The 12,035-nt window shown below is 60.7% G+C and carries 12 protein-coding genes; 2 read left to right on the plus strand and 10 right to left on the minus strand.

Annotation, left to right across the window (positions count from 1 at the left end; all coding sequences use genetic code 11):
• Nucleotides 1-196: 196 nt before the first annotated feature.
• Both RT582_RS20640 and RT582_RS20645 read right to left on the minus strand, forming a co-directional pair.
• On the minus strand, nt 197-1,195 hold the full coding sequence (locus tag RT582_RS20640; RefSeq protein ID WP_313479677.1) for a DctP family TRAP transporter solute-binding subunit: 999 nt from the start codon (nt 1,193-1,195) through the stop codon (nt 197-199).
• 147 nt (nt 1,196-1,342) lie between these two features.
• Entirely contained in the window at nt 1,343-2,242 is a 900-nt protein-coding gene (locus RT582_RS20645) for a LysR family transcriptional regulator (protein WP_313479680.1), read from the minus strand.
• A 176-nt stretch (nt 2,243-2,418) separates the two neighbouring features.
• Between RT582_RS20645 and RT582_RS20650 the strand changes: the two genes are divergently transcribed.
• The gene (locus RT582_RS20650; protein WP_313479682.1) at nt 2,419-3,621 is read left to right on the plus strand and encodes a CaiB/BaiF CoA transferase family protein; all 1,203 of its coding nucleotides are present in this window, start codon (nt 2,419-2,421) and stop codon (nt 3,619-3,621) included.
• Nucleotides 3,622-3,819: 198 nt separating this feature from the next.
• Nucleotides 3,820-4,755, plus strand: a complete 936-nt coding sequence (locus RT582_RS20655) for a hydroxymethylglutaryl-CoA lyase (protein WP_313479684.1) — start codon at nt 3,820-3,822, stop codon at nt 4,753-4,755.
• Nucleotides 4,756-5,001: 246 nt separating this feature from the next.
• Here the strand turns inward: RT582_RS20655 and RT582_RS20660 are convergent, their stop codons facing one another.
• The 8 genes from RT582_RS20660 to RT582_RS20695 form a co-directional block, all read right to left on the minus strand.
• Nucleotides 5,002-5,322 (minus strand): putative signal transducing protein, encoded by a 321-nt coding sequence (locus RT582_RS20660; RefSeq protein ID WP_313479687.1) that lies wholly within the window; start codon nt 5,320-5,322, stop codon nt 5,002-5,004.
• Between the two features lie 79 nt (nt 5,323-5,401).
• Complete coding sequence (locus tag RT582_RS20665) at nt 5,402-6,127, minus strand: hypothetical protein (protein WP_313479689.1); 726 nt, start codon at nt 6,125-6,127, stop codon at nt 5,402-5,404.
• 186 nt (nt 6,128-6,313) lie between these two features.
• Nucleotides 6,314-6,934 carry a hypothetical protein gene (locus RT582_RS20670; protein WP_313479692.1) on the minus strand — a complete coding sequence of 207 codons (621 nt, stop codon included), beginning with the start codon at nt 6,932-6,934 and terminating at the stop codon, nt 6,314-6,316.
• A gap of 83 nt (nt 6,935-7,017) precedes the next feature.
• Nucleotides 7,018-7,503 carry a hypothetical protein gene (locus RT582_RS20675; protein ID WP_313479695.1) on the minus strand — a complete coding sequence of 162 codons (486 nt, stop codon included), beginning with the start codon at nt 7,501-7,503 and terminating at the stop codon, nt 7,018-7,020.
• Nucleotides 7,504-7,855: 352 nt separating this feature from the next.
• Complete coding sequence (locus tag RT582_RS20680; RefSeq protein ID WP_313479700.1) at nt 7,856-8,746, minus strand: alpha/beta fold hydrolase; 891 nt, start codon at nt 8,744-8,746, stop codon at nt 7,856-7,858.
• 119 nt (nt 8,747-8,865) lie between these two features.
• Nucleotides 8,866-9,855, minus strand: coding sequence for a TRAP transporter substrate-binding protein (locus tag RT582_RS20685; RefSeq protein ID WP_313479703.1), 990 nt, complete (start codon nt 9,853-9,855; stop codon nt 8,866-8,868).
• A gap of 54 nt (nt 9,856-9,909) precedes the next feature.
• Nucleotides 9,910-10,737 carry an HpcH/HpaI aldolase/citrate lyase family protein gene (locus RT582_RS20690; RefSeq protein ID WP_313479706.1) on the minus strand — a complete coding sequence of 276 codons (828 nt, stop codon included), beginning with the start codon at nt 10,735-10,737 and terminating at the stop codon, nt 9,910-9,912.
• Between the two features lie 20 nt (nt 10,738-10,757).
• Complete coding sequence (locus tag RT582_RS20695) at nt 10,758-11,963, minus strand: CaiB/BaiF CoA transferase family protein (protein ID WP_103454415.1); 1,206 nt, start codon at nt 11,961-11,963, stop codon at nt 10,758-10,760.
• Between the last annotated feature and the right edge of the window lie 72 nt (nt 11,964-12,035).

Raw genomic sequence — 12,035 nt, forward strand, 5'->3', positions numbered from 1 at the left:
TCTTCCTGAAAATCAAGGCTGCCTTCCCCGGGAAAGCGCGATGAACCAAAAAAAAAGCGGCCTCAAGGGCCGCTCGTTCAACCATCCGGTTGGAATACACACTTGTCCGATCACGCAGATAGACGCCGCCATTCTGTGCAGCCAGCGCCGTGGCCGAAACTGCACATTGGTCTAACAGACCATTGGCGGACTTGCCTCAGGGCGCAGCGTTGGCTGCGCGCGCGGCCTCGATCAGGTCCTTGCCGATATCGGCTTCGAACTTCTTCCAGGCCGGCTGCACCGCGTCGCGCCAGCGGGCGCGCTGTTCGTCGGTCAGCACCAGAATCTCGCTCTTGCCCGAGTCGATGACGCCCTGCTTGGCCTTCTCGTTCAGCGCTTCGGCCTGGCGATTCACCTCTGCGGTGACCTCATCGATGATCGCCTCCAGCTCGCCACGCACATCCGCGGGCAGGCTGTCCCAGAACTTGGTGTTGGTGATCAGCAGGTAGTTGCCGATGCCGTGGCCGGACTCGGTGATGTACTTCTGCACCTCGTGGTACTTCTGGCTGTAGATGTTCGACCAGGGGTTGTCCTGGGCATTGACCACGCCGGTCTGCAGGCCCTGGTAGATCTCGGCGAAGGCCATCTTGCGCGGCACCGCCCGCAGCGCGGTGTACTGCGCGGCCTGCAGGTCCGACGGCTGCACGCGGAATTTCAGCCCGCGGGCGTCGGCCGGCTCGCGCAGGGGCTTGTTGGCAGTGAAGTGGCGCATGCCGTTGAGCCAGTAGGCCAGGCCGGTGATGCCCTTGTCCTCCATCGACTTGAGCATGGCGCGGCCCTTGTCCGACTGCTGGAAGCGCTGCGCGGCAGGCATGTCGTCGAACAGGAACATCAGGTCGAACAGCTGCAGCTGCTTGGTGTACTGCTCGAGCTTCGACGGTGCCGGCGCCAGCAGCTGCACCTCGTTCATCAGCAGCGCTTCCATCTCCTTGCCATCGCCGTACAGCGAGGAGTTGGCGAACACCTGCACTTCTACCTGGCCGGGCAGGCGCTCTTCCACGAGCTTCTTGAACATCAGCGCGCCCTGGCCCTTCGGCGTGCTGTCGGCGGTGATATGAGAGAACTTGATCAGGATCGGATCGGCCTGAGCGCCGAGCACGGTAAACAGCGCCGAAGCGGCGAGCAGTCGGGTGATGCCACGTGAAAGTCGTGCCATGGGGTGAGCTCCGTTTTGTAGTTGTGTGAGCCATATCGCTGGCCCGACTCTACCCCGCCGCCCCCGCGGACTGAATTGCTATTTGGCCAAGCAAGACTTCGCGTTTGGCGAAGGCAGCAGCGCAATCACCAGGCCCGGCGCGCTCCTTCAGCCATTGCCTTCGCGAGCGGTGAGGTGCTCGAGCATCTGCCTCGCAGTCACCGACAGGCTTTCCAGATTGCGCACGCCGAGCTTCAGCTCGCGTCGCGCCCAGGCATCGGTCAACGGCACGATGGCTACGTCCAGCGCCGGCAGGTAGTTGCGCACCACCTGCTCGGGCAGCACGCCGATGCCCATGCCAGTGTGGATCATCCGGCAGATCGCCTCGAAGCTGCGTACCTGGATGCGCAGACGCAGCGGCGTGCCCATCTGCTGTGCCGACTGCTGCAGCAGGGCATGCAGCGAGGCGTCCTGCTGCAGGCCAATGAAGTCGAAGCCAGCAGCATCACGCAGGGCGATTTCTGCACGCCCGGCCAGCACATGCTCGCGTGGCGTGACCAGCACCAGCCGGTCCTCGCGGTAGGGAAACACCTGCAGGTCCTCGGCCGGCATGTGCCCGGCGAAGATGCCGATATCGGTCAGCCCTTCGCGCAACGCACGCAGGGTGTCGCTGCTGACGCGCTCCTCCAGGTCGATCTTCACTTCCGCGTGCTGACGGGTGAAGGTACTCAGGTCCTCGGGCAGGAATTCGATCACCGCCGAGGTATTGGCGTGGATGCGCACATGGCCCTTTACGCCCTGGCTGAATTCGCTGAGATCGGCGTCCAGCTGTTGCAGGTTATCCAGTAGGTTGCGCGCGTGGTGCAGCAGTGCGTGCCCCGCCGGCGTCAGCTCGACGCCCTTGGGCTGACGATAGAGCAGGCTGACGCCGAGCTGCCCTTCCAGATCGCTGACGCGCTTGCTCACCGCCGCCAGCGCCAGATGCTCGCGCTCGGCAGCGCGAGTCAGGCTACGGGTCTCGGCGATGGCGACGAACAGCCGAAGGGTGACGAAATCGATGCGGCGCATATTGGATTCCCGTATTCGCGGTAGACGAAGCATGCGCCGCTCAGCCCAAGCTTTTCAAAGCTTCTTTCGTCTTAGCCTTCGTGAGGCGCGAAACCTCACTTGGCCAACGGCCAATTGTCCGCTGCCGATGCGTCGGTCATGCTCGGCACCATGAATCAACCGGCACAGGTGTCGTGATGAGCGAACAGACAAACAAGAACCTGCCGCTGCAGGGCCTCAAGGTAATCGAGATGGGCCAGCTGATCGCCGGCCCTTTCGCCAGCAAGCTGCTCGGCGAATTCGGCGCCGATGTGGTCAAGATCGAGCCGCCCAAGGTCGGCGACCCGTTGCGTAAGTGGCGCAAGGTCAAGGACGGCACCTCGCTCTGGTGGCATGTGCAGTCGCGCAACAAGCGCTCGGTGACGCTGGATCTCAAGGCCGCGGAAGGCCAGGCAATCGTCCGCCAGCTGGTGGCCGAAGCCGACATCCTGGTGGAGAACTTCCGCCCCGGCACGCTGGAAGAATGGGGCCTGGGCTGGGATGAGCTGTCGAAGCTGAACCCGCGGCTGATCATGCTGCGCATTTCCGGCTACGGCCAGACCGGACCCTATCGTGACCTACCCGGCTTCGGCGTGATCGGCGAAGCCATGGGTGGCCTGCGCTACCTCTCCGGCTATCCGGGCCAGCCGCCGGTGCGGGTTGGCGTCAGCATCGGCGATTCGCTGTCCTCGCTGTATGGCGTGATCGGCGTATTGCTTGCCCTGCAGGAGCGCAACCGTAGCGGCCAGGGCCAGGAGATCGACGTGGCGCTGTACGAGTCGGTGTTCGCTATGATGGAAAGCCTCGTGCCCGAATACGACGCCTTCGGCTACGTACGCGAGCCGGCTGGCAGTGCCCTGCCCGGCATCACGCCGTCCAATTCCTATTTGTGCAACGACGGCGCCTACGTGCTGATCGCCGGCAATGGCGACAGCATCTACAAGCGCCTGATGACCCTGATGGGCCGCCAGGACCTCGCCGATGATCCGAGCTTCGCCCACAACGACGGCCGCGCCCAGCACGCCGAGCTGATCGATGCCGCCATCGGCGAATGGACCATCCAGCACAGCCGCGACGAGGTGATCGAAGCGCTCAAGGGCGCCCGCGTGCCGGCCGGCTATCCCTACACCGCCGCCGATATCGTCAAGGACCCGCACTACCTGGCGCGGCAGATGATTGAGCAGGTGCAGACCTTTGCCGGCCCGCTCAAGGTGCCGGGCGTGCTGCCCAAGCTATCGCGCACGCCGGGACGCATCGGCGAAGGCGGCCCGCAGCTGGGCGAACACACCGACGACGTGCTGGCCGGCCTCGGCCTCACCGATTTACAACGCCAGGGCCTGCGCGAGCGGGGAGTCATCTGACACTGCTCGTAGGGTGGATGACGCTTTTTTCATCCACCGCGACATCCGGAAACGGTGGGATGGAGGTTCATCCACCCTACGAACTACAGCTCTACGTAGGGTGGACAACGCGAAGCTTGTCCACCAGCCAGCAAGCCACAATGGCGGATGGGTAAAGCGTCATCCACCCTACGCCCAGGCACAACCGACAGGATTCCCATGAATAAACGCCTGTATATCCAGGAAGTCGCCACCCGCGACGGCTTCCAGATCGAAGCGGACTTCGTGCCGACCGACGCCAAGATCGCCCTGATCGACCGCCTCTCGCAAACCGGGCTGGCGAAGATCGAGGTCACCTCCTTCACCTCGCCCAAGGCCATCCCCAACCTGCGCGACGCCGAGGACGTGATGCGCGGCATCCGCCGTGTGGAGGGCGTCGAGTACACCGTACTGGTGCCCAACGTAAAGGGCTGCGAGCGCGCGCTGGCCTGCGAGGTGGACGAGATCAACCTGGTGATGTCGGCCAGCGACACCCACGGCCTGGCCAACCTGCGCATGACGCCCGAACAGTCGCTGGTGCAGTTCCGCGAGATCATCGAAGTCACCCGCGGCAGTGGCGTGTTCATCAACGCCTCGCTATCGACCGCCTTCGGCTGCCCCTTCGAGGGCGACGTGCCCGAGCGGCGCATCTATGAGCTGGTGCAACGCCTGCTGGAAATCGGCGTGCAGGGCATCACCCTCTGCGACACCACCGGCATAGCCGACCCGGCGCAGGTCGAGCGTATCTGCCGCGAAGTGCTGAACAGCTGGCCACAGGCAGTATTCACCGTACACTTCCACAATACCCGCGGCATGGGCCTGGCCAACGCGCTGGCAGCGCTGAACGCCGGTATCGACCGCTTCGACGCCTCCCTCGGCGGGCTCGGCGGCTGCCCGTACGCGCCGGGTGCCAGCGGCAACATCTGCACCGAAGATCTCGTGCATATGCTCCAGCGCATGGGCCTGAACACCGGCGTCGATCTCGACCGCCTGCTGCAATGCGCCGCCGACCTGCCCCAACTGGTCGGCCACGACGTGCCGGGCGCCGTGCTCAAGGCCGGCAAGGCCGATCGTCGTTATGCGAAGCCGAAGTGGATGCAGGAAGCCGGCGTTTGACCGCATGTGGAGCGCCTGTTGGACGGTGTGGTGGCATGAGCGGTGTTTAAGCCGGAACTGGCACAACGCAAGGCCGCCCCTTACGGCAGGATTGAACAATGAGCTGATGGTTCTTGTTGTGAAGCAATACTGTCGGAACAGGCGAGACCTACAGCAGAACAAGGCCGATAAGACAATGATTATCTCTGTGATCGTTTGAATGCTTGGCCCCTGCTGCACGAACTACAAACTAGCCAGGGTGCAGGCTCATTTCGACCCACCGCAATTCCAGCAAGACATGAAATTATCAGGATTGCTTTCCTTGCAATTTTTACACAACCATTCGACTTCAACGCCTGAATTATTTGATTCTTGTTCGTACTGATAGCGCCCAACTAATCTGGCAGCTGTTTCAAATTTTTCAGAGGGCACCCAAAGCTCAGGGCGTATTGGTCTATGAAAAGAAACAATTGAACGAACAGAGCCTTGATATTCATTAATTATCCTTGTGGCAATGCCGCTGCTTTGCAGGTAGCTTGCCATAAGATTTACCTGAACCAGGCTGTCAGCCTCTAATAGCTTTCGCACAATTGAAGAACCTAACGTTTGGTTAAGGGGCGGGCTTTAGCCCGTCCCAGTGAGCGAAGCGAACGATTTGAACCAGTTGTTATAAATATGACTTCTCGATCTCTGTGAGTAGTTCATCGATTTTTATGCCTGAAGCTTTTCCCATTAAGAAGCGACTGGTATAGCGATCTAGTAGCTCTTGATTTGGTGCAACATGTTGCTTAACTTTTGTTCTGTATTCTGAAATTTTCTCAGGCTCCTCTCCTAGCCGAGTCTCCATTATTTCAGTAAGTAAATCCTCTCTTCTTTTTTGCCCGCCAGCGCCTTTGCATTTTTCCTTGATATATCTGGTTAGGGTTCTGAAGAGAAACTCTGCGCTATGAAAATAGTTAAACTCACTCCCGAGCTTTTGGCATGCGTGAGCTAATGAGCCTGAGGAAAACAGCTCGCGATAAAATTCTGGAACTCGGTCTTCAATATGCCCAATTTTTATTTCTTGCTCGGGTGCTATTAGGCACAAAAATGGAGCGACTTTCTCAAAACTAATTGGCAGGATTGCATGAAGGCCATGACACGCCGTCATTAAAACAACCAGCTCGTTATTAAGCTTGGTGTTTAAAATCCTAAGACTATCAATGACTGATCCCCAGTCAATAAACTCTCCAGTTTTACCAATTTCTAAACCCCGCTCTTGGGATCCGTGCATGTCAAAGTGGATAATTGGCCTAAGCCCCTTATCAATTTCGTAAAATATTTCCTCTAGTAGCTGAAAGTAACCGTCGCCACTATTTATTCGTGCGTGCAAAAAAACTAAAGTCGCCTCCATTACTAGAGGTGTCGCTTATGCTCTCAACTAAGCGGCGAGTTATTCCTTCTTCTCCCGGTCTAGAGCTTGTGACTAGATATACAGTGTTGACGTTGAAGGGTATGTTTGGATTCATGTTTATAACGTTTGGTTAAGGGGCGGGCTTTAGCCCGTCCCAGTGAGCGAAGCGACGGTTTGAACCAGTTGTTAGGCATCGGCGCCGCCAACTCTATTTAAAAAAGCTTCACGCATATCTTCAGGCAGATTACTTACAATAGATTTAACCCTTTCTTGAAAGAGCCTCTGAAACTCATTTTGCGCCCACACTCCCGCAACTGTGTGGCAGTGCATGTCGTAATCGTTAACTTCGATGTCGTAAAAAGTGCGAGGGTGAGTAAGTTTGTTGCGAGCTGATTTTGCGAACAAGAAATCTCTAAAATCTTCGCCGTCCGTTGAAAGCCGATAGCTTAAATCCCAGACCTTTGCTGCGAGTTTAAATGTTCTCTTTATATTTTGGTCTAGCGGCAAGAATTTTCCTGGCTCGGCTCCAACAATTAACAGCGATCCCAGAGTTTCTTGCTCCTTTGGGGTGAGTTTTCCAGAATAAACGCCAGCCCTAATGGTTGATCGGATTTCAACCTTTACGCATTCGGCTATTGCTTCAATGTAGGAGAAAATTGCTCGAACAACACAGCGCCGAAGGAACTGGGACTCTCGGTCTACCTCCAGATTTGCGTAGGCCTGATCAATGTCTCCTCGAAGGGCTTGCAGAAGCTCATAGGTACGAATAAAGCCTTCGCCTTTATCGATTCGAGGGGATCCAGGCATAAACTTCTCCGATGCCTAACGTTTGGTTAAGGGGCGGGCTTTAGCCCGTCCCAGTGAGCGAAGCGAACGGTTTGAACCAGTTGTTAGAGGTTGCTACCACTGGCCGAATGCTTTTGCCCTACATCAAATATTGCTGAATCTAGAGCAAATGTTTCGCGCATGCCATCCGAGGTCGTTGATGTCCAAGCGACCTCTCGCTGGATAAGTGACTCGATAGCATTGCCTGATAGACCTAGCTTATTTACTTGGCTCCAAGTGAGAACTGAGCCGCCGGACTGTACAAAGGCTTGCACTACAGATTTCTCGTGTGTACTCAAGCGGGAATAAATTCTCTTTGCTTCTTCTAGCTCTTCACGACTTTGTGCCCGCCTTACTGCGCTTACATGAAGCCCAGTTGCTATTAGCCGAACTAGCGGGAACGCAATAACTGCTGAAAAGGCGGCAATAACCCAATCCAATGTCAAAAGATAAACCGACAAACCAACGATGCCGGCAACAGATGTTGCGATGCTTCGCCCCGCATCTGTCTCGGCGTATATACGCTCTGCCCATTTCTCCAGTGCTTTCAACTTGCACCTCTAACTATAATTAGACACCAAGTGGTGTATAAGGCGCCGAACGGGTTTGGTGTATAACATTCCGTTCGCCACTCTCTCCGAGCCTCTAGCTCGGGCCTCTCAGCGACGACGGGTGTTTATACACCAGCTCTGGGAAGCGTGAAATTGATGTCATCAAACATTGCCTCGCCTGCGAGCTACCGCACACGCTCCACCATTGCCGTGTCGATAAGGCTTCCAGATTCCATGCCGTGTAGAGCCGCAACAAAAATTGGCAAGCACAAGCGGCAGGCCCCTAGAAAAACCAACCACTGCAGGCCAGAGAAACGGTTAGGTCTCGCCGCCTGCAACATGTAGCAACGGCTCAATCCCCCTGACAGAACTGTAGGATCGCCTCGGCTACTGCCTGTGGCGCCTCGCGCTGGGGGAAGTGGCCGACGCCTGGCAGCAACTGACGGTGGTATGGGCCGCTGAATAAGGCCTCACGCCCGGCCGAGGTTTCCGGTGCGTTGCAGGTATCGGCCTCGCCGTGCAGCACCAGCGTCGGCACGGCGAGCACCGGGGCCGGTTGCAGCAGCGCCTCGTCCGATGCATATGCAGGATCGCCATCGACAAAGCCCCAGCGGTGGCGATAGGAATGCAGTACCACGGCAGCCCAATCCGGGTTGTCGAACGCCTCCAGCGCCTGGATGAAATCAGCCTCGGCGTACCAGCCGGCCGGTGACCAGGTATCCCACAGCAACCGCGTGAAGGCCGCGCGATCCTCGACTACCGTCTGCTCGCCGCGCGGGGTGGCCATGTACCAGTGGTACCAGTAGTTGCGCGTCTGGCTGAGCGAGATGTGCTGGTTCGGGTCATTGGTGCCGTAGCCCACCGCGAGCATTACCAGCCGTGCGGCGGCGTGATGGCGCAGCCCGCAGGCATTGGCCACCGCCCGCGCGCCCCAGTCATGGCCGACCAGCACCGGCTGGTCGAGGCGCAATGCGTCGATGAAATCCAGCAGGTCGCGCCCCAGCGCGGTGAGCTGACCGCTACGTGGGGTCAGCGCGTCGCGAAAGCGTGTCTGGCCGAAGCCGCGCAGCGTCGGGCAGAGCACGCGGTAGCCCGCTGCGGCCAGGCGCTCGGCTACGGGCTCCCAGCCTTCGGGGCAATCCGGCCAGCCGTGCACGAGCACGGCCACCTGCTGGCCGCGGGGGTTCCATTCGAGATAAGCGATATCCAGCACGGGTGTGCTGACCGTGGCGTAACGACTCATGCCGGCGTCTCCTTGCGCGCTTTGGTCGGTCAGCATAAGCCTGGTTTCAGGCATAAAAAAACGGGCCGGTCACATCGGACAGGCCCTTTCGTTCTCCGCCGCTTGGTGCCTCTGGAGGCTCAGGAGCGGTTGGCCGCCTGCGCCGCTTCGATCAGCTCGGCGCCGATCTCATTCTCGAACTTCTTCCACACCGGTTTCATCGCCTCGCGCCACTGGGCGCGCTGCTCGGGGGTCAGCTCGATGATTTCGGTCTTGCCGGAGGCCGCGATGGCCTGGCGCGCCTGCTGGTTGAGGTCGTCAGCCTGGCGGTTCACCTCGGAGGTGACCTCTTCCATGATCGTTTCCAGCTCGCCGCGCACGTCTTCCGGCAGGCCGTTCCAGAACTTGGTGTTGGTGATCACCATGTAGTCGATCAGACCGTGGTCGGAGGCGGTCATGTAAGGCTGGACCTCGTGCACCTTCTGGCTTTCATAGTTCGACCAGGTGTTCTCGGTGCCATTGACCACGCCGGTCTGCAAGCCCTGGTAGACCTCGGCGAAGCTCATCTTGCGGGGGTTGGCGCGCACCGCCTTGAACTGCTCGTCGAGCACTGCCGAGGCCTGTACGCGGAACTTCAGCCCGCGGGCATCCTTCGGCTCGCGCAGCGGCTTGTTCGCCGAAAGCTGCTTCATGCCGTTGTGCCAGTAGGCCAGGCCGGTGATGTTCTTGTCCTCCATCGCGCGCAGCAGTGCCTTGCCCTGCGGGCCGCTCTGGAAACGATCGGCTGCCGCCAGGTCGTCGAACAGGAACGGCAGGTCATAGATCTGAATGGCCTTGGCGTAATGCTCGAACTTGGCCAGCGACGGCGCCAGCATGTGCACGTCACCGAGCAGCAGGGCCTCCATTTCCTTGCCGTCGCCGAACAGCGAGGAGTTCGGATACACCTCGACCTTCACCTTGCCCGGCAGGCGTTCCTCGGCGAGTTTCTTGAACAGCAGGGCGCCCTGCCCCTTTGGTGTGTTGTCCGCCACCACATGGGCGAACTTTATGGTCACGGGATCGGCATGCACCAGCCCGGCGACGGTGAAAGAAAGCGCGCAGGCGAGTGCCTTGAGCTTGTTACTCAGCATGGAAGTACCCTCTTGTTTTTGTCGGTTGGTACGTTTCGCGGGCAAGCGTTGCGGTCAGGGCACCGCTTGCCCGGCACGTTGCAGCAGGCGACGGGCACGGCCGATGACGGGGGCGTCGACCATCTGTCCGTCCACCACGAAAACCCCATCGCCGGAAGCTCCGGCGGCGAGGATGCGTTGCGCCCAGTCCAGCTCCGCGGCACTGGGCATCAGGGTTTCGTGCACCACGGCCACCTGGCTCGGGTGGATGCACAGCAGGCCGCCAAAGCCCATGTCACGCGCGTCGGCAGCGGCACGGGTGAGGCCATCGAGGTTCTTGATGTCGGGAAAGACGCTGTCCAGCGGTGCTGCCAGCCCGGCCAATCGCGACTGCAGCAGCAGCGCATAGCGTGCCTGGTCAAGCATGCGCTCGGCGCCGGCGGTGCCATTGGCCAGGCCGAGATCGAGGCCCAGGTCCAGCGCGCCGAAGGACAGCCGCTCGACACCCTGGGCGTGGGCAATTTCCGCCAGATTGGCCAGCCCGCGGGTACTTTCGACGATTGGCCAGACCGGCTTGCCGCAGCTGGCCGCCAGCGCAACCTGCACCGCGCTTTCGACCTTCGGCAGCAGCACGCCGGTGACACCGGCATGACGGGCACAGAGCGCCAGGTCCGCGGCCTGCTCGGCATGGGTTGGCGCGTTGATGCGCACCAGCAGGCGCGCCGCCGAGTTGGCCGCGAGGAAGGCATCGAGGTTGCCCCTCGCCTCTGCCTTAAGGTTCTCCGCGACCGCATCCTCGAGGTCGACGATGACCGCGTCGGCGCCGCTCGCCAGCGCCTTGGGAATGCGTTCCGGGCGGGTCGCCGGGACGAACAGCGCGCTACGGATGATCGATGAGTTCATGGGCCGGCTCCTGGGCACGCTCATACCGCGCCCTGCTCGTGCAAGCGCTGAATGTCGCCGGGGGCGTAACCCAGCTCGGCCAGCAGGCTGTCGGTGTGCTGGCCCAAGGCGGGGATCGGATCCATGCGCGGGGCGAAGGCACTGTTGCGTCCCGGCGGCAGCAGCGCTGGCAGGCGACCTGCCGGGCTGTCCACCTCGCTCCAGCGCTGGCGGGCCTTGAGCTGCGGATGCGCCCAGACACCGGCCATGTCGTTGACATGCGCATTGGCGATGGGCGCGGCATCCAGCCGGGCGATCACCTCTTCGGCGCTCAGGCGACTGAACGCCTCGACGATGAGCGCACGCAATTCGGTGCGATGCTCCGAACGCCGGGCGTTGCTCGAGAAGCGCTCGTCCTGCGTCAGTTCCGGCTGCAGCAGCACCTTGTCGCAGAACGCCAGCCACTCACGCTCGTTCTGCAGACCGAGCATCACCGTGCCGCCGTCGCCGGTGGGGAACGGGCCGTAGGGGTAGATGGTGGCGTGGGCGGCGCCGGCACGCGGCGGCGGCGGCGCGCCCTTGTAGGCGTAATACAACGGGTAGCCCATCCACTCCACCAGGCTTTCGAGCATGGAGACGTCGACGCGGCTGCCCTCGCCCGTCTTGTCGCGCAGCATCAGCGCCGAGAGCACTCCGGTGTAGGCGTACATGCCCGCGGCGATATCGGCGATGGAGCAGCCGGCCTTGGCCATCTCGGTTTCGCCCGGCCCGCCAGTGACGGAGAGGAAGCCGCCCTCGCTCTGGATCAGCAGGTCATAGGCCTTCTTCTGCTCGTAGGGACCGCCTTCGCCGTAGCCGGAGATGTCGCAGACGATCAGCCGCGGAAAGCGCTCGTGCAGCGCCTCGAAGGACAGCCCCATGCGCGCCGCGGCACCGGGCGCCAGGTTCTGCACCAGCACGTCGGCCTTGGTCAGGAGCTGGTCGAGCACCTGGGCGGCGGCGTCCTGTTTCACGTCCAGGCTCAGGCTTTCCTTGGAGCGGTTGGTCCAGACGAAATGCGAGGCCAGCCCGTCGACCCGCTCGTCGTAGCCGCGGGCGAAGTCGCCGGCACCGGGCCGCTCGATCTTGATCACCCGCGCGCCGAGGTCGGCCAGCTGGCGCGTGCAGAACGGCGCGGCGATGGCGTGCTCGAGGCTGACCACGGTGATGCCATCGAGTGGGCGGGGTTTGACTTGGGTGTCGTTCATGTTCGGTTCCTGCAAATTCGGCGTAGGGTGGAAATCGCCGAAGCCATTTCCACGCGTTTGTTCCAGCCCCTA

The organism is Stutzerimonas kunmingensis (assembly GCF_032106285.1).
In the GTDB taxonomy this organism is placed as follows: domain Bacteria; phylum Pseudomonadota; class Gammaproteobacteria; order Pseudomonadales; family Pseudomonadaceae; genus Stutzerimonas; species Stutzerimonas kunmingensis_B.

Excerpts from the sequence above, each read along its gene's own strand:
- RT582_RS20640 (WP_313479677.1), bottom strand. The coding sequence starts at position 1,195 with ATGGCACGACTTTCACGTGGCATCACCCGACTGCTCGCCGCTTCGGCG.
- RT582_RS20645 (WP_313479680.1), bottom strand. The coding sequence starts at position 2,242 with ATGCGCCGCATCGATTTCGTCACCCTTCGGCTGTTCGTCGCCATCGCC.
- RT582_RS20650 (WP_313479682.1), top strand. The coding sequence starts at position 2,419 with ATGAGCGAACAGACAAACAAGAACCTGCCGCTGCAGGGCCTCAAGGTA.
- RT582_RS20655 (WP_313479684.1), top strand. The coding sequence starts at position 3,820 with ATGAATAAACGCCTGTATATCCAGGAAGTCGCCACCCGCGACGGCTTC.
- RT582_RS20665 (WP_313479689.1), bottom strand. The coding sequence starts at position 6,127 with ATGGAGGCGACTTTAGTTTTTTTGCACGCACGAATAAATAGTGGCGAC.
- RT582_RS20670 (WP_313479692.1), bottom strand. The coding sequence starts at position 6,934 with ATGCCTGGATCCCCTCGAATCGATAAAGGCGAAGGCTTTATTCGTACC.
- RT582_RS20680 (WP_313479700.1), bottom strand. The coding sequence starts at position 8,746 with ATGAGTCGTTACGCCACGGTCAGCACACCCGTGCTGGATATCGCTTAT.
- RT582_RS20685 (WP_313479703.1), bottom strand. The coding sequence starts at position 9,855 with ATGCTGAGTAACAAGCTCAAGGCACTCGCCTGCGCGCTTTCTTTCACC.
- RT582_RS20690 (WP_313479706.1), bottom strand. The coding sequence starts at position 10,737 with ATGAACTCATCGATCATCCGTAGCGCGCTGTTCGTCCCGGCGACCCGC.
- RT582_RS20695 (WP_103454415.1), bottom strand. The coding sequence starts at position 11,963 with ATGAACGACACCCAAGTCAAACCCCGCCCACTCGATGGCATCACCGTG.